The 21,784-nt window shown below is 66.0% G+C and carries 22 protein-coding genes and 1 pseudogene; 7 read left to right on the top strand and 16 right to left on the bottom strand.

Going from position 1 to position 21,784, the window contains the following annotated elements; genetic code table 11:
• Both A5707_RS04435 and A5707_RS04430 read left to right on the top strand, forming a co-directional pair.
• A complete protein-coding gene (locus A5707_RS04435) occupies window positions 1-1,518 on the top strand; it encodes a carotenoid oxygenase family protein (protein ID WP_065013306.1) in 1,518 nt (505 codons plus the stop codon).
• Entirely contained in the window at window positions 1,519-2,439 is a 921-nt protein-coding gene (locus tag A5707_RS04430; RefSeq protein WP_065013305.1) for a winged helix-turn-helix transcriptional regulator, read from the top strand.
• Here A5707_RS04430 and A5707_RS04425 read toward each other — a convergent pair.
• Window positions 2,426-2,863 (bottom strand): hypothetical protein, encoded by a 438-nt coding sequence (locus tag A5707_RS04425; RefSeq protein WP_065013304.1) that lies wholly within the window; start codon window positions 2,861-2,863, stop codon window positions 2,426-2,428. The genes A5707_RS04430 and A5707_RS04425 overlap by 14 nt on opposite strands.
• A gap of 81 nt (window positions 2,864-2,944) precedes the next feature.
• Here A5707_RS04425 and A5707_RS04420 point away from each other — a divergent pair, with 81 nt between their 5' ends.
• Entirely contained in the window at window positions 2,945-3,385 is a 441-nt protein-coding gene (locus A5707_RS04420; protein ID WP_065013303.1) for a cupin domain-containing protein, read from the top strand.
• Here A5707_RS04420 and A5707_RS04415 read toward each other — a convergent pair.
• The 6 genes from A5707_RS04415 to A5707_RS04390 all read right to left on the bottom strand — a co-directional run bounded on the left by A5707_RS04415 (window position 3,382) and on the right by A5707_RS04390 (window position 9,165).
• The gene (locus A5707_RS04415; RefSeq protein ID WP_065013302.1) at window positions 3,382-4,155 is read right to left on the bottom strand and encodes a VOC family protein; all 774 of its coding nucleotides are present in this window, start codon (window positions 4,153-4,155) and stop codon (window positions 3,382-3,384) included. The two genes, A5707_RS04420 and A5707_RS04415, sit on opposite strands and share 4 nt — an antisense overlap.
• A gap of 94 nt (window positions 4,156-4,249) precedes the next feature.
• Window positions 4,250-4,687, bottom strand: coding sequence for an SRPBCC family protein (locus tag A5707_RS04410; RefSeq protein ID WP_065013301.1), 438 nt, complete (start codon window positions 4,685-4,687; stop codon window positions 4,250-4,252).
• A gap of 2 nt (window positions 4,688-4,689) precedes the next feature.
• Complete coding sequence (locus tag A5707_RS04405) at window positions 4,690-4,869, bottom strand: antitoxin (RefSeq protein ID WP_065013300.1); 180 nt, start codon at window positions 4,867-4,869, stop codon at window positions 4,690-4,692.
• 55 nt (window positions 4,870-4,924) lie between these two features.
• A complete protein-coding gene (locus tag A5707_RS04400) occupies window positions 4,925-7,315 on the bottom strand; it encodes a cation-translocating P-type ATPase (RefSeq protein ID WP_065013299.1) in 2,391 nt (796 codons plus the stop codon).
• A gap of 4 nt (window positions 7,316-7,319) precedes the next feature.
• Window positions 7,320-8,429: an MBL fold metallo-hydrolase gene (locus A5707_RS04395; RefSeq protein WP_156657553.1), complete on the bottom strand. Its 1,110-nt coding sequence runs from the start codon at window positions 8,427-8,429 to the stop codon at window positions 7,320-7,322.
• 4 nt (window positions 8,430-8,433) lie between these two features.
• Complete coding sequence (locus A5707_RS04390; protein WP_065013298.1) at window positions 8,434-9,165, bottom strand: enoyl-CoA hydratase; 732 nt, start codon at window positions 9,163-9,165, stop codon at window positions 8,434-8,436.
• 27 nt (window positions 9,166-9,192) lie between these two features.
• Here A5707_RS04390 and A5707_RS04385 point away from each other — a divergent pair, with 27 nt between their 5' ends.
• From A5707_RS04385 to A5707_RS04375, 3 genes are all read left to right on the top strand, one after another.
• On the top strand, window positions 9,193-10,686 hold the full coding sequence (locus A5707_RS04385; RefSeq protein ID WP_065013297.1) for a carboxyl transferase domain-containing protein: 1,494 nt from the start codon (window positions 9,193-9,195) through the stop codon (window positions 10,684-10,686).
• Window positions 10,687-10,889: 203 nt separating this feature from the next.
• Window positions 10,890-11,591, top strand: a complete 702-nt coding sequence (gene prrA / locus A5707_RS04380) for a two-component system response regulator PrrA (protein WP_065013296.1) — start codon at window positions 10,890-10,892, stop codon at window positions 11,589-11,591.
• 10 nt (window positions 11,592-11,601) lie between these two features.
• The gene (locus A5707_RS04375; protein ID WP_065013295.1) at window positions 11,602-12,942 is read left to right on the top strand and encodes a sensor histidine kinase; all 1,341 of its coding nucleotides are present in this window, start codon (window positions 11,602-11,604) and stop codon (window positions 12,940-12,942) included.
• Window positions 12,943-12,956: 14 nt separating this feature from the next.
• Here the strand turns inward: A5707_RS04375 and A5707_RS23680 are convergent, their stop codons facing one another.
• The 7 genes and pseudogenes from A5707_RS23680 to pdxH form a co-directional block, all read right to left on the bottom strand.
• On the bottom strand, window positions 12,957-13,112 hold the full coding sequence (locus A5707_RS23680) for a hypothetical protein (protein ID WP_156657551.1): 156 nt from the start codon (window positions 13,110-13,112) through the stop codon (window positions 12,957-12,959).
• Entirely contained in the window at window positions 13,109-13,261 is a 153-nt protein-coding gene (locus A5707_RS24065; protein WP_197495243.1) for a hypothetical protein, read from the bottom strand. The genes A5707_RS23680 and A5707_RS24065 overlap by 4 nt, the downstream gene beginning before the upstream one ends.
• A 27-nt stretch (window positions 13,262-13,288) precedes the next feature.
• A complete protein-coding gene (locus A5707_RS04370) occupies window positions 13,289-13,918 on the bottom strand; it encodes a BON domain-containing protein (RefSeq protein WP_065013294.1) in 630 nt (209 codons plus the stop codon).
• Window positions 13,919-13,971: 53 nt separating this feature from the next.
• A complete protein-coding gene (locus tag A5707_RS04365) occupies window positions 13,972-14,334 on the bottom strand; it encodes an FKBP-type peptidyl-prolyl cis-trans isomerase (RefSeq protein WP_065013293.1) in 363 nt (120 codons plus the stop codon).
• Between the two features lie 38 nt (window positions 14,335-14,372).
• The gene (locus A5707_RS04360) at window positions 14,373-15,668 is read right to left on the bottom strand and encodes a citrate synthase (protein WP_065013292.1); all 1,296 of its coding nucleotides are present in this window, start codon (window positions 15,666-15,668) and stop codon (window positions 14,373-14,375) included.
• 109 nt (window positions 15,669-15,777) lie between these two features.
• Window positions 15,778-17,087 (bottom strand): annotated as a pseudogene (locus A5707_RS04355) (MFS transporter).
• Between the two features lie 30 nt (window positions 17,088-17,117).
• Window positions 17,118-17,774 carry a pyridoxamine 5'-phosphate oxidase gene (gene pdxH / locus A5707_RS04350; RefSeq protein ID WP_197495242.1) on the bottom strand — a complete coding sequence of 219 codons (657 nt, stop codon included), beginning with the start codon at window positions 17,772-17,774 and terminating at the stop codon, window positions 17,118-17,120.
• Between the two features lie 83 nt (window positions 17,775-17,857).
• Here pdxH and A5707_RS04345 point away from each other — a divergent pair, with 83 nt between their 5' ends.
• Window positions 17,858-18,979, top strand: coding sequence for a citrate synthase 2 (locus A5707_RS04345; RefSeq protein ID WP_065013291.1), 1,122 nt, complete (start codon window positions 17,858-17,860; stop codon window positions 18,977-18,979).
• Between the two features lie 22 nt (window positions 18,980-19,001).
• On the opposite strand, the gene A5707_RS04340 is transcribed toward A5707_RS04345, so the two are convergent.
• Window positions 19,002-20,696 carry an FAD-dependent oxidoreductase gene (locus A5707_RS04340; protein ID WP_065013290.1) on the bottom strand — a complete coding sequence of 565 codons (1,695 nt, stop codon included), beginning with the start codon at window positions 20,694-20,696 and terminating at the stop codon, window positions 19,002-19,004.
• Between the two features lie 16 nt (window positions 20,697-20,712).
• Complete coding sequence (locus A5707_RS04335) at window positions 20,713-21,735, bottom strand: AurF N-oxygenase family protein (protein WP_065013368.1); 1,023 nt, start codon at window positions 21,733-21,735, stop codon at window positions 20,713-20,715.
• Between the last annotated feature and the right edge of the window lie 49 nt (window positions 21,736-21,784).

Below are 21,784 nucleotides of genomic sequence, written 5' to 3'. Positions count from 1 at the left end.
GTGGACGTCGAGATCGTCGGCAAGTTCCTGTCCACGCTCCCCGAGGACGACGACCACCCCTACCGGACGGGTCCGTGGCGACCCCAGAGCACCGAATGGGATGCCGACGACCTGACCGCCGTCGAGGGCGAAATCCCCCGCGATCTCGACGGTGTGTATCTGCGCAACACCGAAAATCCGCTACACCCGGCGTTGAAGACATACCACCCCTTCGACGGCGACGGGATGCTGCATGTCGTCGGCTTCCGCGATGGAAAAGCCTTCTACCGCAACCGGTTCATCCGCACCGACGGCTTCCTGGCCGAAAACAAGGCCGGTGGACCGCTGTGGCCAGGCCTGGCCGAGCCACCGTCTCTGGCTCGGCGCGACGATGGGTGGGGCGCTCGGGGCAGGATGAAGGACGCGTCGAGCACCGACGTCGTCGTGCATCGGGGAACCGCGTTGACCAGCTTTTATCAGTGTGGTGATCTGTATCGGCTCGACCCGTACTCCGCCGAAACCCTTGGAAAAGCACAGTGGAACGGCAACTTTCCCGTCGGCTGGGGAGTGTCGGCGCATCCGAAAATCGACACCACGACCGGCGAACTGTTGTTCTTCAACTACAGCAAGCACGCACCGTACATGCACTACGGCGTCGTCGACGCCGACAACAACCTGGTGCACTATGTCGATGTCCCGTTACCGGGGCCGCGGCTGCCACACGACATGGCTTTCACCGAAAATTACGTCATCCTCAACGATTTTCCGCTGTTCTGGGAGCCCGAGCTACTGGCCCGCGATCTGCACGTGGCGCGGTTCCATCGCGAGATGCCGTCGCGGTTCGCGGTAATGCCGCGGCGCGGGCAGACTGCCGACATTCGATGGTTCGAAGCCGAGCCGACGTTCGTGCTGCATTTCGTCAACGCCTACGAGGACGGCGACGAGATCGTGCTGGACGGCTTCTTCCAGGCCGACCCGGAGCCGGCCGACACCGGCACCGGCACCAAATGGCAACGGGCCTTTCGCTTCCTGGCTCTCGATCGCATGCAGGCCCGGCTACACCGGTGGCGGCTCGACTTGGTGACCGGTTCGGTGCGAGAAGAACAGCTATCGGAGACGATCACCGAGTTCGGCATGATCAATGCCGACTACGCCGCCCGCGACTACCGCTATGCTTACGCCGCCACCGGTAAGCCCGGCTGGTTCCTGTTCGACGGCCTGGTCAAACACGACGTGCTCACCGGTCGCGAACAGCGCTATGCATTCGCTGACGGCGTCTACGGAAGCGAGACCGCGATGGCTCCGCGGCCAGGCGGCGGCAGCGAAGACGACGGTTATTTGATCACGCTGACCACCGACATGAACGCCGACGCCTCCTACTGTTTGATCTTCGACGCCGCACGACTCAGCGACGGCCCGGTATGCAAACTCTCGCTGCCGGAACGTATTTCCAGCGGCACCCATTCCACCTGGGCGCCCGGTCCGCAGTTGCGGCGGTGGGAATCCGTCGACTCGCCGGCCGAGGCGATCGGGCTCTAGGTGCCAACCGCACTTGTTCCCGGAGGCACTAATGCGGTGGGCCGGATCCTCGGATTGCTCGGCGACGAGTGGACGCTGCTGATCATCCAGCAGGCGCTATTGGGAGTGACCCGCTACGGCGAGTTCACGGCGCGGTTGCCGATCTCCAATTCTGTACTCGCCAACCGGCTGCAGGCGCTGACGCAGAACGAGTTGTTGAACCGAACCATCTACCAGACCCGCCCGGTCCGCGCCGAATATCGGCTCACCGAGCGTGGCCGGGCGTTGTGGCCTGTGCTGCTGTCGATTTGGGAGTGGGAACGGCGCTGGGCGTCCGAACATACCCCCCGACTTCCCGACATGCGCCACCACGCCTGCGGCAGTGACTTCACGCCGTTGTTGACGTGCCGATCATGCGCCCAAGTAGCGACCGAGAAGCAGGTGGCGGCCCGTTGGGGTCCCAGCGGCGGCTGGTCGCGGTCGGTGCCCGAAGCGGTGACCCGTCGCCGAACATCGCCCGGCAAGGGGAAGACGCAGGCGGGGCTTTTCCCCGAGACGATGAGCGTATTCGGGAACCGTTGGTCAGCAGCATTATTGGTGTGCGCATTCTTGGGAACCACCCGCTACACCGACTTTCAGTACCAGCTTGGGGCGCCGCCCACGCTGCTGGCCGGCCGGCTGCAGACATTCTGCGCGAACGGCGTGCTGTCGTCGCCGCGGCAGGACGGCCCGCAAAGCGCTCGCTACCAACTCACCGAAAAAGGGCGGGCATTCTTCCCCGTGCTGATCACCACACTGCAATACGGACAGCAATGGTTTCGCGCCCCCGAGGGACCGGCGGTGCTGCTGACACATCGCACCTGCGGCGCGTCCTTCATCGGCGAGTTGAGCTGCGACCAGTGTGCGCGGCGGTTGGCAGGTGCAGAGGTCAGCGCGGTCTGATCCCGCGGTCCCGATAGAGCGAGGACGCCAGCGCCCACACTGAACAAATGACCGCGCCGGCGGCGCCGACGACACCGACATACAAGCCGTAGGCCGCCGACACCGGCGGACTGACATTGACGTCGTAGTACCACAGTGTCAACGCCGCGATCAGCAGTGAAAGGATTAGCGCGGCAATCGATGCCAGCTTGGCCGACAGGCCGCGGCCAACCATCGCGCCGGCCACCAGCAGCGTCGACGAAAGCAAGACGATCAGCTGCCCGGTCCCAAATCCTCGCGGCAAATCCAGGCTTCCCATGCTGCCGCCGATGGCGTTCGCCCGGCCGCCGCCGTTGACACTCGTCGCCAACCACGGCAGCCACGTGCTGATCGACACCACCGCAGCGAACAGCGCAACCAGCCAACCGGGATGCAGGCGGGACATACTGCGACAGTAGCGCGCACGAGTGACTTCGCTGTTCGGCACGCTCTAGGGTGGAATTCGACGTTAAAGGCGGTGCATGTGATGACCGAGCTGCCCGATTGGGCACGCCAGCTGGACCTGACGCCCAACCCCGAGGGCGGCTGGTTCCGGCAGACCTGGCGCAGTGATGTCACGATCGGGCAATCTGCGCTGCCGCCCGACTACACCGGGCCCCGCAGCGCCGGAACAGCCATCTTGCTGCTGCTGATGCCGGGCCAGCAATCGGCATGGCACACCGTGCGCAGCGCCGAATTGTGGCTGCATCATCGCGGCAGTCCGTTGCTGCTCGACATCGGAGCCGAACGGCACAGCAGCACAACGCATGTGCTCGGGAGCGACATCCTGGCCGGTGAGCGACCCCAGCTGCTGGTGCCGCCACGGCACTGGCAGCGGGCCAGACCGCGCGACGACGAGCCCAGCCTGGTCAGCTGCGTCGTGGTGCCCGGTTTCGACTACGCCGATTTCGGTCTCGGCGCAGATTAATCCTGCAGCGAGGACAGGTTGAACACCGCACCCGTCGGGTCGGTCGCCGCAGCCAGCCGCCCGTACGGGGTGTCCTCGGCGGCCTGCAGCACCGTGCCGCCGTTGTCGGCAATCACCTGCAGCGTCTTGTCGACGTCCTCGGCGCCGAAGAAGGTCGTCCAGTGGGACGGGACGCCGTCGGGCAGACAACTACTGCCGTCCATCACCCCGAGCAACTGCTGATCGCCGAACCATGCCGTGGTGTAACGGAATTCGTCGGTATCGGAGATCTGCTCGGTCCGCCACCCGAATATCTCGCGGTAGAAGCCGACCGCGGCGTCGTAGTCACGCGTCGTCAGCTGGTGCCAGACCGGCGCGCCGGCTTCACCGATCACCTCGAACCCGAGGTGCTCGGCGGGCTGCCACAAGCCGAACGCTGCGCCGGACGGGTCGGTGGCCATGCTCATGGTTCCCTTGGCCGGTATCTCCATCGGCGCAAGGCATGACGAGCCACCGGCCGCAGTCAACGCCGAGACGGTGGCGCTGACGTCTGCGGTGTGAAAGTAGATGGTCCACGCGTCGGGACCCTGCCATTCCGGATTGTTGGCCATCAGCCCGGCAACAGGCCGCCCGGCGGTGGTGACGTTGAGGTAGCCGCCGTATTCGGGGCCCGCCGATTCGAAGGACCAGCCGAACACCGTGCCGTAGAAATCTTGGGCACGGTCGAGGTCCGACGACATCAGGTCGATCCAGGTGGGCGCGCCCAGCGGCGCGCCGTGACGAATGGGCACGGTGTTCTCCTTCGGTGCGGTCTAGCCCCGTACGGGGTTCACCAATACCGACTACCGCTGCCGCACAAACTCATCGCGGTGTCACGAATCCGGCTCACGCCGGGGCGAATACCGTGACGAACTTCTGCAATGACTCGCGGATATCGCCCTTGAGCGCACCGGCGACCACCATGCCGATCGGACCGAACAGTGCCGGACCACCCAGATGCACATCGAAACTCACGACGGAGCCGTCGCCGTTGGGTTTGACTTTGGCGAGCAGCTTGACCTTCACACCGCCGACACCCTGACCGTTGAGGGTCATGGCCTCCGGTGGCTTGTAATGCACGATCGTCCATTTGATCCGGTTGGGCATGCCCTTGACTTCCACGATCGACTCGATGACCGTGCCCTTTTCCAGGGTTTCAGGAAGTTTGCTGCGCCAGACCCGGTGGATGGTCAGCCATTCCTTGAAGCGGGAGAGGTCGGAGGCGTGTGTCCAGGCCTGCTCAGGCGGCAGGGGCACATCGATGGAGCCGGAGAGTTTTGCCATGGCTAGTTCTGCGGGTCGCCCTTGTCGACGGCTTTTTTGGCCGCGTCCTGCACTTTGTCGACGGTGTCCTTGTACTTGCCTTGAGTCTTGGTGTCGACGAAGTCACCTGCTTTGTCGATCGCCTGCTCGACTTTGTCGGCGTTCTGCGACAGCAGATCCTTGGCCTTGTCCAGGAATCCCATGAGTCCCTCCCTTCAGTTGCAGAGCCTATCGCCCGGCCATTCTTACCGTCTGCCGCTATTGCCACAACTGCCGGCGTTCGCCCAGAACAAAGCCTTGAATCCACCACACCGCCTCGACCGCCGCCGCTCCGAGCACGCCGATACCCATTGCCGTCGACGTGATAACCACGTTGGAGGGATCCAGCAGGAACTTCTCCTGTGCCAGCGGCAGACTGAGAATCACCGCGTACGCCAGCCCCGACGCGCTTACCAGCGCCAACCGCCACCACTGATACGGGCGCGCCACCACGGCGAGCACCCAGATCGCGGTCATCAGCAACGTAATCAGCGCACCGGTCGACGCTTGGGTCTGCTGTTCCGGGCTGGCCGCCCGGCCCTGATAGGCCGCCAGATACGAGACGAAGGTGGCAATGCCGACGACGAGCCCGAAGGGCAGCGCGGACGTCATTACCCTGCGGACAAAGCCGGGGTGGGCGCGCTCGTTGTTGGGCGCCAGCGACAGAATGAACGCCGGAATACCGATCGTGAACCAGGCCGCGATCGTGACATGGATGGGCTGAAAGGGATACAGCAACGGATCGGCGCCGAACAGCTTCGAACCCAGCCCGGCAATACCCACCAGCAGCGCCAGCAATACCGAGTACACCGTTTTGGTCAAGAACAGATTCGCGACCCGCTCGATGTTGCCAATCACCCGGCGGCCCTCGCCGACGACGTAGGGCAACGTGGCGAATTTGTTGTCCAGCAACACGATCTGTGCCACCGCGCGCGATGCGGGGCTGCCCGATCCCATCGCGACGCCGATGTCGGCGTCTTTGAGCGCCAGCACATCGTTGACTCCGTCGCCCGTCATCGCCACCGTGTGCCCATGCGCCTGCAGCGCATGCACGATTGCCCGCTTCTGGTCGGGGCGCACCCGACCGAAGGTCGTGTACTGATCCAGCGTGTCGGCCAACTCGGCCGGCTCGGTGGGTAGTCGTCGTGCATCCATGGTCGCGCCGTGCAGGCCAAGCTTGTCGGCGATCGCACCGACCGACACCGCGTTGTCGCCGGAGATAACTTTGATCGAGACCTGCTGTGCAGCAAAGTATTCCAATGTCTTACGAGCATCCGGACGCACCTTCTGCTCGAGAACGACCAGCGCGATGGGCGTCACCCGGCCGGGCGCGTCGGGATGCTCGACAGACACATCACTGGATCCCAGCAGCAGGACGCGCAGTCCGCGCGCGCCGATCTGTTCGGCCCGCTCGGCGGCCGCCGATGTCGGATCGGCCAACACATCGGGCGCACCGATCACCCAGTTGCCGTGGTCGCGGTAGGAGGCGCCGCTCCACTTGGTCGCCGATTTGAACGGCGCCATCGCGGTCGCCACCCAGCCGGGCGGCCGGTTATAGGCGCTGCCGATGGCCTGCATGCTGGCGTTCGGCCGGGCGTCGGCGACAGCCAGCGAGGCCAGCGCATCGGTGATGTCATCGCGGTGTGGGCTCGAATCGCCGACCTCGACGACCTCCGAGACCCGCATCCCGCTTTCAGTCAGCGTGCCGGTCTTGTCCGCGCAGACCACGTCGACTCGGGCCAGACCCTCGATGGCGGGCAATTCCTGCACCAGGCACTGCCGCTGGCCGAGCCGAATGACGCCGACCGCGAACGCAATCGAGGTCATCAGCACCAGGCCTTCGGGCACCATCGGCACCAGCGCGCCGACCATCCGCAGCACCGACTCCCGCCAGCCCGCGTGCGTGGTGAACAGTTGGCTGTAGATCGTCAGCAGACCGGCGGGCACCAGCAGGTAAGTGATGAACTGCAGGATTTTGTTGATACCGATGCGCAGTTCGGATTTCACCAGCGTGAACTTGCTGGCTTCCTCGGCCAGCCTGGCCGCATACGCTTCCCGGCCCACCTTGGTGGCGCGGTATGCGCCGATCCCGGCGACGACGAAACTGCCGGACATGACCGAATCACCGGCATTCTTGCCGATGGGATCGGCCTCCCCGGTGAGCAGCGACTCGTCGACCTCGAGGTTGGCCGCCTCCACCAGGTCACCGTCGACGACGACCTGGTCGCCGGGACCCAGCTCGATGATGTCGTCGAGCACCACCTCGTTGGCAAGCACCTCGCGAATCCCGGATTGCCGGCGCACCACCGGTTTTGACTGCCCGACGATCGCGAGCTTGTCCAACGTCTGCTTGGCCCGGATTTCCTGAACCATGCCGACGATGCTGTTGGCGACGATGAGCAACCCGAACATGCCATTGATCACCGAACCGGTCGCCAACACGATGACCAACAGCACACTCAAAATCGCGTTGATCCGGGTGAAGACGTTGGCGCGGATGATTTCTGGCACGCTGCGCGTCGCGCGCGCGGGGATGTCGTTGCTCTTACCGTCTGCTACCCGCTGCGCCACCTCGGCGTCGGACAGGCCAGCGCTCAGCGAGGCGGTCATCGACTTAATGCCGCCACCATGGTTCGAATTCAGCGGGGCGCGCGGGATCCACACGTTCGCCGGGCTTGGGCACGACCACGTGTACGTCGGATGCCTCGGCGGCGGCCAGCAGCCGCTCGATCGGTTCGGCCCATGGGTGCGGCGCCAGCCGGAAGGTACACCAGTGAATCGGCACCAACAGTCGGCCACCGACGTCGAGGTGTGCCCGGACCGCTTCCTCGGGATTCATGTGGATGTCCGGCCAGGCCTTGTTGTAGGCACCGACCGGCATCAGCGTCACGTCGAACGGCCCGTGGTCGGCGCCGATCTGCTCGAAGCTTCTGGTGTAGCCGGAGTCACCGGCGAAAAACGCCCGATGGTTCGGACCGATGATCGCCCAAGACGACCACAGGGTGGTGTTGCGGCTCAAAAACCGGCCGGAGAAATGCCGCGCGGGTGTGCACACCAGCGTGAGTTCGTCGATCTGAGTGCGTTCGTTCCAGTCGAGTTCGATGATGCGCTGCTCGGGGATTCCCCATTCGCGCAGGTGTGCGCCGACCCCGAGTGGGACGACAAACGGTGCCCGTTGGCTGCGGGCCAACGCAAAGATGGTGTCGATGTCCAGATGGTCGTAATGGTCGTGGCTGATCACAATGGCGTCGACGGCGGGCAGTCCGTCCAACTCGCCCGGTGGCGGATGCATCCGCTGTGGGCCAATCACATCGGAGGGCGAGCAGCGCTCACTCCACACCGGATCGGTCAGCACGCGGTAGCCGTCGATATCGAGCATCGCCGTGGCGTGTCCGTACCAGCACACCTCGAGAGCGTTCGAGCCGCTGTCGCAGCCCGGCGGCGATTCCATCGGAATCGGCGCCGAGGGCCGGGAGGCCGCGCGCCCGCCGAGGACCTCGCGCAGCACCAGTCGCTGTTGTTCGCGGTCCATGCTGAACAGGGACGCCGGTTCGAGATTGGTGAAAACGCCGTCGTGGAAATTGGGTGAGCGATCGGCTACCGCACGAATCTTGGCCGGGCCCGCGCCGAGGGCCGCCGGTGCGCCGTGCACCGCGCGTAGCACCCACCCGCCGCCGGCCAGCGTCACCGTGCCGGCGGCCAGTCGCAGCGCTCCGCGCAGCATGCCGTCAGGCCCCCTGGAACTTGGGCGACCGCTTTTCCACCCGAGCGACCTGCGCTTCGATCACGTCCTGACTGCCCCACGCCTTGTCGAAAAGCTCCTTGTGCACGGGCCACGGCTCTTCGATGGCGCCGTCGTCATTGAGCACCCGCTTGGCGTGCTGCAGCGCCAGCGGCGCCAGCCCGGCGATTTCGGCGGCCCACTCTTGTGCCTCGGCCAGCGTTCCGATCCGGTTGGCCATCCCGGTCTGAAGGGCGACGTCGGCGGTCAACTTTTCCGCCGACAGCAGCATCGCCCGTGCGCGGCCATGGCCGACCAGCGATGCCAATCGGCGGATGCTCCAGTTATCCAGCGCCAGGCCGTATTTCGATGTGGGGAACTGGAAGAACGCGTCGGGTGCCACCACCCGCAGGTCGCATTGCATCGCCAGCTGAAGCCCGGCGCCGATCGCTGGCCCGTTGATGGCCCCGATGATCGGCATCGGCGCGGCATCCAACACTTTGTGCAGCTCGACGAGCCGGTCCGGGTAGTCGGCGGCGAACGCGTCGCCGCTCAGGTCCGCGCCGGCGCAGAACACGGTGCCCTGCCCGGTCAGCACGATCGCGCGGACGTTCTCGCCCGATGCCTTCAGCACGGCCTCCCGCAATTCCTCGACAAGCTGGGAGTTCAGCGCGTTGCGCCGCTCGGGTCGCTGCAACTCGATGGTCATGACGAGTTCGACGTGGGTGACACCGATCATGCAGGCAAGCGTAGTTAGCTTTATCGGGTGAGCCGGATCGGGACCGTCGAACTGCGCGACGCCGTGCTCGACGACGGATCCTTTCGCAGCTGGGACGACACGCCGCTGGCCGTGCCGACTAACGAGGCCTACGCGCGCGAGCTGGCGAAGGCCCGGGCCGCCACCGGGCGCGACGAGTCGGTGCTGACCGGCGAAGGTCGCGTGTTCGGCCGGCGGGTGGCCGTGGTCGTCGGCGAGTTCGGCTTCCTGGGTGGCTCGATCGGCGTCGCCGCGGCCGAACGAATCACGGCCGCTGTGGAGCGTGCGACCGCCGAGCGGCTGGCGCTGGTGGCCTCACCGAGCTCCGGGGGCACCCGGATGCAGGAGGGCACCGTCGCCTTCCTGCAGATGGTGAAGATCGCGGCGGCCGTCACGCTGCACAAGCACGCGAACCTGCCCTATCTGGTGTATCTGCGCCATCCGACAACCGGCGGGGTGTTCGCGTCATGGGGATCGCTGGGCCATGTCACGCTCGCCCAGCCCGGAGCTTTGGTCGGCTTTTTGGGTCCACGCGTCTACGAGCAGCTCTACGGCGAACCGTTCCCGGCCGGTATCCAGACCGCAGAGAACCTGCTGCGCCATGGCGTGATCGACGGCGTGGTACCGCTAGCGGAGCTGCGAGAAACGCTGGACCGCACGTTGACGGTGATCGCCGACGAGCCCGGGCCGCCGCCGCCACCGGCGCCGGTCACCGAACTGTCCGACGTCGACGCGTGGGTCTCGGTGGTCGCATCACGACGCCCCGACCGGCCCGGAGTCAAGCACCTGCTGCGGCATGGCGCGACCGACCTGGTGCTGCTGTCCGGCACGGGCTCCGGCGAGGCGGCGACCACGCTGTTGGCGCTGGCCCGGTTCGCCGGCCAGCCCGCGGTGGTCCTCGGCCAACAGCGTGTGGTCGGCGGGATCGTGGGGCCGGCGGCGCTGCGGGAGGCTCGCCGGGGCATGGCGCTGGCCGCCGAATTGCGCCTGCCGCTGGTGTTGATCATCGACACTGCCGGACCCGCGCTGTCGGCCGATGCCGAAGAGGGCGGGTTGGCCGGGGAGATCGCCCGATGTCTATCCGACCTGGTCACGCTGGACACGCCGACGGTGTCGGTGCTGTTGGGGCAGGGCAGCGGCGGCCCGGCGCTGGCGATGGTGCCCGCCGACCGCGTCCTGGCCGCCCGCCACGGCTGGCTGGCGCCGCTGCCGCCGGAGGGCGCCAGCGCGATCGTCTTCCGGGACACCGCGCACGCCGCCGAACTGGCTGCCGCACAAGGCATCCGGTCGGCGGATCTGGTGGCCTCGGGGATCGTCGACGTGGTGGTGCCCGAATACCCAGATGCCGCCGACGAGCCCGTCGAGTTCTCCCAGCGCCTCTCCGGCATGATCGCCGCCGAGCTTCACGCGCTGCGCGGGGTGCCGGTCGCCAAGCGCACGGCGGCGCGGTTGCAGCGCTACCGCCGCATCGGGCTTGTCGAGCCGCCGATGCCACGCGACTAACCTCACCGGCCTCAGCCGCCCTTCGGGGCGCTGGCGGCAGGACGAGCACCCTCTCGAACGTGATAGCGGATGCGATATCACTTTCGAGCAGCACGTCATGGTTGTCGCCAGATACGGATGTGGCTGATGGTGGCCATGTGATTGACCGGCGACCCGGCCGCCTCCTCCCACAGCCAAGCCTCTCGATCAGGCAAGATGGGCGCATGGACACTGCTGCGACCTCACCCCGGGTTTTGGTCGTCGACGACGACTCCGACGTGCTGGCCTCGCTGGAACGTGGCCTTCGGTTGTCTGGTTTCGAAGTGTCGACCGCCGTCGACGGCGCCGAGGCGCTGCGCAGTGCCACCGAGACCCGGCCGGACGCGATCGTGCTCGACATCAACATGCCCGTGCTGGACGGCGTCAGCGTGGTCACCGCGCTGCGCGCCATGGACAACGACGTGCCGGTCTGCGTGCTGTCGGCACGCAGCTCGGTCGACGACCGGGTGATGGGTCTGGAGGCCGGCGCCGACGATTACCTGGTCAAGCCGTTCGTGCTGGCGGAACTGGTGGCGCGGGTCAAAGCGCTGCTGCGTCGGCGCGGATCCACCGCGACGTCGTCGTCGGAGACCATCACGGTAGGCCCGCTGGAGGTAGACATTCCCGGCCGCCGGGCCCGAGTCAACGGTGTCGACGTCGACCTGACCAAGCGCGAATTCGACCTGCTTGCAGTGCTGGCCGAGCACAAGACCGCGGTGCTGTCGCGCGCTCAGCTGCTGGAGCTGGTGTGGGGCTACGACTTCGCCGCGGACACCAACGTGGTCGACGTGTTCATCGGCTACCTGCGGCGCAAACTGGAGGCCGGCGGTGGCCCGCGGCTGCTGCACACTGTGCGTGGAGTGGGATTCGTACTGCGTATGCAGTGACCATGCGGCCATGAACTTCTTGTCCCGGATCCTGACCCGTACGCCCTCGCTACGTACCCGGGTGGTGATCGCGACCGCGATCGGCGCCGCGATTCCGGTGCTCATCGTCGGCACCGTGGTATGGGTCGGCATCACCGGCGACAGCAAAGAGCGGCTGGACCGCCGACTCGACGAGGCGGCAGGTTTCGCAATTCCCTTCCTGCCCCGCGGCCTCGACGAGATTCCCCGATCGCCGAACGACCAGAACACGGTCATTACCGTGCGCAAGGGCACTCAGGTGACGTCCAACGCAAACGTCACGCTGCCGGAGCTGCCCGTCGGTTATGCCGACACCTACGTCGACGGAGTCCGCTACCGCGTGCGCACCGTTGAAATCCCGGCGCCGCAACCGATTTCGGTGGAGGTGGGTGCCACCTACGACGACACCATCCTGCGCACCAACAACCGGCATCGGCGAGTGATTCTGATCTGTGGCTTGGCGATTGGCGCCGCGGCGGTATTCGCTTGGCTGCTGGCCGCATTCGCGGTGCGGCCGTTCAAACGGCTGGCCCAGCAGACCCGGGCGATCGACGCCGGCGACGAAGCGCCGCAGGTGAAAGTTCGCGGCGCGACCGAGGCGGTGGAAATCGCCGAGGCGATGCGCGGCATGCTGCAGCGAATCTGGAACGAGCAGGACCGCACCAAAGACGCACTCGCGTCGGCCCGCGACTTCGCGGCGGTGTCGTCGCATGAATTACGCACCCCGCTAACCGCAATGCGCACCAACCTCGAAGTGCTGTCCACCCTGGATCTGCCCGACGATCAGCGCAAGGAAGTGCTCAACGACGTGATCCGCACACAGTCGCGCATCGAAGCCACCCTGAGCGCATTGGAGCGGCTAGCCCAAGGTGAGTTGTCGACATCGGACGATCATGTGCCGGTCGACATCACCGAGCTGCTGGATCGCGCCGCCCACGACGCCATGCGGGTCTACCCCGATCTCGACGTCTCCCTGGTCCCGTCGCCGACGTGCATCATCGTGGGGCTGCCGGCCGGGTTGCGACTGGCCGTCGACAACGCGATTGCCAACGCCGTCAAACACGGCGGCGCCAGCCGGGTTCAGCTGTCAGCGGTCAGCTCGCGAGCGGGGGTTGAGATCACCGTCGACGACAACGGCAGCGGAGTACCCGAAGAGGAACGGCAAGTGGTGTTCGAGCGCTTCTCGCGCGGCTCGACGGCGTCGCATTCGGGCTCGGGTCTGGGTCTGGCGCTGGTGGCTCAGCAGGCTCAACTGCACGGCGGGACAGCGTCTCTGGAGAACAGCCCGTTAGGCGGGGCGCGGCTACTGCTGCGACTCCCCCCGCCACGCTGACCCTGACTTGCGGATCAGCCGTCAGTGCCGTCCGTCGTGGCGTCGTCCTCAGCGACAACCGAAGACCCAACGGGCACTTCACGTTTGACCCGGCGAATCATCAGCGCGAAGGTGAGCGCCAGCCCGAGCGCGAAAGCCAGCACCATCAACCACCAGTTCGGGTCAGTCATGACGCTCCTATCTCCCGCGAACCGGGCATCTCGGCGAGGGCCTGCTCTTCGCTGGTGTGCCGGACAGTCACCACGGTGATCACCCAGGCGACCCCGGAACCCACCACGAAAGCCAATAGATACCAAAGCCATTGGATGACGAAGTCCATATCGGGTTCTCCTCAGCGGCCGCGATCTCAGCGCGGTCCGGTCGGCATGACGGGACCGCTGGTCTCCATCTCATTGACGAGATTCAGGTTGGGCCAGGCGTCCTCGGCGGCCTGCTCGACCGCATCCTCCTGATCGGCCGACGCCGCGGTCCCGGTCAGCGTGATGGTGTCACCCTCGACGGACAGGCTGAAATCGGGAATCGCCGCTGCGGCGTTGAAAACCGGCCCCGCGTCCGAGAAATCGAGCGAGTTGACGTCCGGGTTGATGCCGAGGTAGTCGATCACGTTGGCGTTCGAACCGACCGATGCGATCACCGCGTCCAGCAGGGCCGCCTTGGCTTTGGCGTCGGGAAATTCCCCGCGGAGCGTGATGTCGTTGCCCGTCCGGATGACCGACACCGGTGCCAACGATATCGGCGGAATGGTCGGGGTATTCGGCAACGCCCCCGGCTGCGACGGCGGGCTCAGCGTCGGCAGCGCTCCGGGCGACTCATTGGTCTCCGAACGCGTTCGATCCAGCAAGCCGTAGCCGATCACTCCCAACAGCAGCGGAATAACGACCAACCCGATCAGCCACGGGACGCCAGGGGATCGTCGGTAGAACTTCGAAGCCCGCCGCCACTCGGTGGTTTCGGATGCTTCGCCGGAATCCGCCATCGGCCCTCCACGGTCGAGTTCTTGTTCGGGCGATTGAAGCCTAAGCCTGCGGGCTATCGGGTGGCGAGTAGGTCGATGACAAAGATCAGCGTCTTGCCGGATAACTGGTGTCCCGAGCCGGCCGGGCCGTAGGCCTGTGCAGGTGGGATGACCAGTTGGCGCCGACCGCCCACCCTCATTCCAGGAATGCCGTCCTGCCAGCCCTGGATGAGGCCACGCAGCGGAAATTCGATCGGCTCGCCGCGACTCCACGAACTGTCGAATTCCTCACCGGTGTCGTACTCCACCCCCACGTAGTGGACCTCGACGGTGCCGCCCGGGACGGCTTCGGGCCCGTCGCCGACCACAAGGTCTTGGATGACCAAGTCAGCAGGCGCAGGACCGGTCGGGAATTCGATCTCTGGTTTCTGTGTCACCGGGCCACCATAGCCTCGGAGCCTGGGCGGCCGGTTAGCTACCGCGCGTCGATCGTGGCGTAGTTCCGCTCGGTGTAGCCGGTGTAGATCTGGCGTGGCCGACCGATCTTGGAATCGCCCTCGTCGTGCATCTCGCGCCAGTGCGCGATCCAGCCCGGCAGCCGCCCGAGCGCGAACAGCACGGTGAACATCCGCGTCGGGAAGCCCAGCGCCCGATAGATCAGCCCGGTGTAGAAGTCGACGTTGGGGTACAGCTTGCGCTCGACGAAGTAGTCGTCGGTCAGGGCGGCCTCTTCGAGTTCCTTGGCGATGTTCAGCAGGTCGTCGTCACCGCCGAGCTTGGCGAGGATCTTGTCGGCCTGTTCCTTGACGATGCGCGCCCGCGGGTCGTAGTTCTTGTAGACGCGGTGGCCGAAGCCCATCAGCTTCACGCCTTCTTCGCGGTTCTTGACCTTGCGGACGAACTCGCCGACATTGTCGTCGCTTTCGCGGATCTGCTCGAGCATCTCCAGCACCGCCTGGTTGGCGCCGCCGTGCAGCGGCCCCCACAACGCATTGATGCCACCCGAGATCGAGGTGAACAGGTTGGCCCGCGACGAGCCCACCAACCGCACCGTCGACGTCGAACAGTTCTGCTCGTGATCGGCGTGCAGGATGAACAGCATGTCCAGTGCCCGAACGATCTCCGGGTCGGGGTGATAGGGCTCGGCGGGCAACCCGAACGTCATCCGCAGGAAGTTCTCCACCAGCGTCAGCGAGTTGTCCGGGTAGAGGAACGGCTGGCCGACCGACTTCTTGAACGCGTAGGCGGCGATGGTCGGCAGCTTGGCCAGCAACCGGATCGTGGAGACCTCCACCTGGTCGCCGTCCATCGGGTCCAGCGAATCCGGGTAGTAGGCCGAGAGCGCGTTGACCACACTGGAGAGCACCGGCATCGGGTGCGCGTTGGGCGGGAAGCCGTCGAAGAACCGCTTCAGGTCCTCGTGCAGCATGGTGTGCCGCTGGATACGACGGGTGAACTCGTCCAGTTCGTCCTTGGTCGGCAACTCCCCGTAAATCAGCAGATAACTGACCTCGATGAACGTCGACTTCTCGGCGAGCTGCTCGATCGGGTAGCCGCGGTAGCGCAGGATGCCGGCCTCGCCGTCGATGTAGGTGATCGCGCTCTTGGTGGACGCGGTGTTCATGAAGCCACTGTCGAAAGTGGTGTACCCGGTCTTGGCCAGCAGCGAGCCGAGCGCAATACCGTCGGCCCCCTCGGTGGCGTGTGTGATCTCCAGGTCCAACTCACCACCCGGGTACCGAAGAGTGGCGGTGTCGTCGGTTGCGGCCACAAGAACCCCTTTGCGCGTTTCTGATGCTGCCTAGGTTGCGTATAGCTGAAGGTAGTCGTTATTGCGACGGCGCGCCCGCCCGGGGGCGGAGTGCGCGACAGGCTGATGGTCAGGTAGAGCCTCGGCGCATCGCCGCTCTCGGTGCGCGGTAGCGGACGAACGCCGGGGCGGCCAACGCGGCGACCACGATACCCGCGACGACCAGCACGCCTCCGCCCGCGGCGGTGGCCGATGTCCCGATCACTTCCGCCGCGGCGCCGTGCACAGCATCGGCCAATCTGGGCCCGCCCGCGACCACGACGATGAACACTCCCTGCAGGCGCCCCCGCAGGTCGTCGGAGGCGGCCTCCTGCAGGATCGTCGAACGGAAGGCGGCCGACACCATATCCGCGGCACCGCCGAGCGCCAGAAACGCCAACGCCGCCCACAACAGCGCCCCGGCCCGGCCGTGCGCCGCGCCGCTGACCACTCCGAAGCCGACCATCGCCACCCCCCATACCGCGATCGCGGCGACGGTCACCAGGCCTTGGCGCCCGACGCGCGGCAACCAGCCGGAGAACACACCGCCTGCGACCGCGCCGACACCCATCGCGCCAACAACGCCATCGCGGTTCCGCCCTCGACCGGTCCGCCAAAGCTTTCGTGGGCCATCTGCGGGAACAACGCCCGCGGCATGCCCAGGATCATCGCGATCAGGTCCACCACGAACGACATCAGCACCACGGTGTTGCCGGCGAGGTAGGCAAACCCGGCCAACACGGCGCGGAAACCCCACCGCGACGAGGCGGCTCGCGGTTCGATGACCGGCATCGGCGTCAGCCGAAACGTCGCCCAGATGGGCGCTAAACAGGCCAGCGTGTCAATCAGATACAACGTCGACAGGTCGACCCAGTTCAGCATCAATCCGGCCAACAGCGGCCCGACGATGACGCCGAACGACGTCACCGTCATGTTCAGCGAATTGGCGGCCGGCAACAGGTGGCCGGGCAGCATTCGCGGAATAGCCGCCGAGCGGGTCGGCGAATTGACCGCATAGAACGCTTGCTGCACCGCCAACAGACTCAGCACCACCCACACGTCGTCGACCGACAGCGCAGCTTGCAGCCACAGCAGCAGCGACGACACCGCCAGCCCCCATGAGGCGATGATCAGCAGGATCCGCCGGTCCATCGCGTCGGCCCAGGCCCCGCCCAGCAGACCGAACACGATCAGCGGGACCAATGCGAAAATTCCGGAAAGCCCGACATATGCCGAATTGCGGGTAAGCGCATAGATTTGCACCGGCACCGCGAAGATCGTCAGGTTCGCGCCGATGGCGGTGAGGATGCCCGACAGCCACAGCCGGCGAAAGTCTGCGGTCCGCAGCGGTGTGGTGTCGGCGATGAGCCCGCGCGGTCTAATGGCCCGACTCCTCCTCATCGCGCTGCGCGCTCTGCATCGTCGTCGGGCTTACGGCTGCAGGCGCTCGATACGATCGCCGGTCACGCGAATTCGGTTGTGTACCCGGTTTTCTCGGCCCTGCCAGAATTCCACTACGTCGGGTGCGATGCGGTAGCCGCCCCAGGTGGGCGGGACTGGGATGTGCTCGGTGTCGGCGAAGCGCACGGTCACCTCGGCGAGCTGATCGAGCAGCGCGGCACGCGACGCGATGGGCCGGGACTGCTGCGACGCCCACGCGCCCAGCTGCGAACCGCGGGGCCGTTTCGACCAGTAGTCTTCAGTAGTCTGCGGATCCACTTTGGTGACCGGGCCGCGGATGTGGAATTGCCGGCCCAGCTGATACCACGGAAAAGTCGCCGACGCGTACGGCGTGGCGGCAAGTTCGACGCCTTTGGCCGAGTCGTAGTTGGTGTAGAAGGTCAGGCCGTCCTCGTCGACATGCTTGCACAGCACCGACCGGCTCACCGGCCTCCCGGACTCGACGGTAGCCAACACCATGGCGTTGGGCTCGGGAATCCCTGCGCGTTCGGCATCGTCGATCCACTTGCAGAACAACGCAAGCCAACCCTCGCCGAGCCATTTCTCGTCGAGGTCGTCGCTGCCGTCTTTCTCTGACCCGTATTCCACTCGCATTGCCGCCAGGTGCTCGTTGTCTAGACCTGCCACCGGTCAACGCTACCGCCCGGGTCACCGCCCGTTGATTACCGGCCGGTAGCAACGGTCCCGAAGCGGGGTGCGAGAATTTACCTATGACTGTGGTCCCGGAGAATTTCGTTGCCGGCCTCGATGGTGTGGTGGCATTCACTACCGAGATTGCCGAACCGGACAAGGACGGCGGCGCGCTGCGCTATCGCGGCGTGGATATCGAGGATTTGGTCAGCCAACAGGTCACCTTCGGTGACGCGTGGGCGCTGCTGGTCGACGGAAAATTCGGTCACGGTTTGCCGCCGGCCGAACCGTTCCCGCTGCCGATCCACACCGGCGACGTGCGGGTCGACGTGCAGGCGGGCCTGGCGATGCTGGCACCGATCTGGGGATACCAGCCCCTGCTGGACATCGACGACGAGACCGCCCGCGCTCAGCTGGCGCGGGCGTCGGTGATGGCGCTGTCCTACGTGGCCCAATCGGCGCGCGGCATCTACCAGCCCGCGGTGCCCCAGCGTGTGATCGACGAATGTCGCACGGTCACAGCGCGTTTCATGACTCGATGGCAGGGCGAGCCAGACCCGCGGCACGTCGAGGCCATCGACGCCTACTGGGTGTCGGCCGCCGAGCACGGCATGAACGCCTCGACGTTCACCGCGCGGGTGATCGCCTCGACCGGTGCCGACGTGGCCGCCGCGCTGTCAGGAGCGATCGGGGCGATGAGCGGCCCGTTGCACGGCGGTGCGCCGGCCCGGGTGCTGCCGATGCTCGAAGAGGTCGAGCGCACCGACGATGCGCGTGGTCTGGTCAAGGGCATCTTGGACCGCGGCGAGAAGCTGATGGGATTCGGTCACCGGGTCTACCGTGCGGAGGATCCGCGCGCCCGGGTGTTGCGCGCCACCGCCAAGCGATTGGGCGCGCCGCGCTACGAGGTGGCGCTAGCGGTCGAGCAGGCGGCCTTGTCCGAACTGCGCGAGCGGCGGCCGGATCGCGCGATCGAGACCAACGTCGAATTCTGGGCCGCAGTGATCCTGGACTTCGCCCGCGTGCCGGCCAACATGATGCCGGCGATGTTCACCTGCGGCCGCACCGCCGGGTGGTGTGCTCACATTCTCGAGCAGAAGAAGCTGGGCAAGCTGGTCCGCCCGTCGGCCATCTATGTCGGCCCGGAGCCGCGGAGCCCCGAATCCGTGGAGGGCTGGGACCAGGTTCACAAGGCCTCCTAGTCCGCCGCGATGACCGTGGCGCCTAGGAGATTCGGTCCACCAGCGCATGGAACAGTCGTCGGCCCACCGACGGCCTGGGCGCGGTGGCCGCGATCGCCAGCATGTCGTCGACCGCAGTGAACTTGTCCCGGGGCCGGTCATCGGCGGCGCCGCGCGCAATCTCAGCGGTGTCGATCGCGTGCCAACCGGCGGCGTCGATAACCTCGGGCCGACGCGCGTGTACCAACCGGGCCAATGCCCGCGGCCCGGCTTGCGGATCGGCGAGCAGCCCGTCGTTGAAGTCGGCGACCAACGCCTGCACGGTGTGCAGGGAGCAGGACTTGTTGGTGCCGATGAACCCGGTCGGTCCGCGCTTGATCCAGCCGGCCACGTACGCGCCGGTCACCGGTTGCCCCGAGTCCGGATCGACGACGCGGCCCTCCTCGTTCGGCACTACCCCAGCGGCATCGTCGAACGGCAGATCACGAATCGCATTGCCGTGGTAGCCGATTGACGTCAAAAGCAGTCCAGCGTCCAACTGGCGCACCTCATCGGTGCCGGTGACCGTGAACTCCATCCCGCTGGCGCGCTGCTCGCCGAGGACACGCGCGGGGGTGAGCTGATAGGCCAGCCGGATCCGCGGTCTCGACGGCACCGCCGAGGCGTCGCCGAGCTTGCTGAGGATGTCCAGCTTCTGCCGGGTCAATCTGTCGGAGGCGCTCGCAAGGTCGCGGCGCACCAGCTCGTGGTCGGCAGCGTCGAGCACCACGTCGGCACTGGTGGTCAACCCGATCAGCTCCGGCAGCGTGAACGCCGACTGTGCGGGTCCGCGCCGGGCAGCGATCACCACCTCCTGTACCCGCGACGCGCGGAGCACGTCCAACGCGTGGTCGGAGATATCGGTGCTCGCCAGCTGATCGGGATCGGCCGTGAGAACGCGGGCAACATCGAGCGCAACATTGCCGTTGCCGACGATGACCACTCGCTCATGGCTCAAATCGACTGGCAGATCAGTGAAATCGGGATGACCGTTGTACCACGCCACCATCTCCGTCGCGGTGCCGGTGCCCGGAAGGCCCATCCCGTCGATCTCGAGGCGTCGGTCATTGGGCGCGCCAACGGCATACACCACGGCGTGGTGATGAGCCAGCAGATCCGCGTGGCTCACATGCTTACCGACTTCCACGTTGAGAAAGAACTGAAAGCCCCGACGGTCGGCGACCTGATCGAACAGCCGAGTCACCCGTTTGGTGTTTTGATGATCCGGCGCCACCCCGGCGCGAACCAATCCATAAGGGGTGGGCAGCTTTTCGAAGACGTTGACCCGCACGTTGGGCTGAGTGAGCAGCTCGTCGGCGGCGTACATCGCTGCCGGCCCGGAGCCGACGATCGCCACGGTCAGCGGGCAGCCCCGGGCATGCACCTCCGATGCCGGAATAACCGGGGCCAGCTTGGAGGTCGGCGGCAGCTTCACATCAGCGGGCCGATCCGGATAAAACGACGAGTTGATCTCGACGAACGGCAGTTGCTTGGGCTCCAGCCGGGTATCGGGCGCAATGGCTCCCACCGGGCAGGCGCTCACGCAGGCTCCGCAGTCCACGCAGGCCACCGGGTCGATGTAGAGCATCTCGGAGGTGGCGAAACCCGGCTCGTCCGGTGTGGGGTGAATGCAGTTCACCGGACAAGCGAAGACACAGGACCCGTCGTTGCAGCACGACTGGGTAATAACGTGCGGCATGAAACAACCGGGACTGTCAGGCAGCCGGCACCGCGGCCAAATGCTGGCGCGCTGGCTCGCTGCGGTAACGCGACGGCTTACCGTTGATCTTGCAGATCCGCCATATCAACTTGGCGACCGGGTTCATCAACCCGGTGTCGTGACACAGCATCCGCACATCGCCGAACATGTCGCGGAGCATCTGCTGCGACTCCGGCGAGCGGAAGAACACGTCCTTGCGCACCTGACGAGGAATATCGAACTCACGCCAGAAGGCCTTCGGGGGCACCACGATTGCCGAGCACAGGATCCGCATGGTCACGGGAACAAACAGTGACAGCCAGAACCGCTTGCGGCGCGGCAGGTCCGGGACACGCTTGCGTAGGTACTCGTGGGCAAACGAGATGTGGCGCGCCTCTTCGGCGACGTGAATGGCCATCACCCGTTCCATGATCGGGTGCAGCTCTTTGCCCTCGCGCAGCACGTTCTTCTGCGTGTGGTCGATGGGCTCCTCACCCGCGAGGATGCCGAACCAGAACGGGATCGGCAGTGGGCCGGCGACCAACGGGATCAACGGCTGAACCCATTTCAGCAGCCGTGGCATGCCGGGCACGTCGGCCCCGATGTGGTTCACCATCTCCTGGAACATCATGGTGTGGTTGCACTCTTCGACGGCCTCGTGCAGGCAGTACCGATACTCCGGTGAGCCGTTGGGCACCCAGAAGGCGTATTCCATCAGGCCGCGAATCAGGATCGACTCGAAGTGCAAGCCGACCTTGGCGACGTTCGCCTGCCGCCACATGCCGATCTGAATCTGGCGTTCGTCGGACTGCGCCTGGTACCAGGGGTGGCGGCCCAACGGATCGGTCGCCGGCAGTTTCCAACGCGGGTCGTTGTCGGTGACTGCGAACTCGGGTGACTTCCAGTCGATGTCGGTGTACGGGTTGAAGTTGCGCCGCACCGACCCCTCGGACAACGTGTTCAGCATGTCCACGTACTGCTGGTCGTCCTGGACATCCATGTTGCGGCGCCAGCGCCGTACCATCTTCGTCCGAGCCATCTTCTGAGCCATTCCCGGTCTCCTGATGCGGTTTACATTTAGACGTCTA

The sequence above is a fragment of the Mycobacterium kyorinense genome, from assembly GCF_001672775.1.
GTDB lineage: Bacteria > Actinomycetota > Actinomycetes > Mycobacteriales > Mycobacteriaceae > Mycobacterium > Mycobacterium kyorinense_A.
The sequence above is the reverse complement of the archived record's forward strand: the minus strand, read 5'-3'. Positions and strand labels throughout refer to the sequence as shown.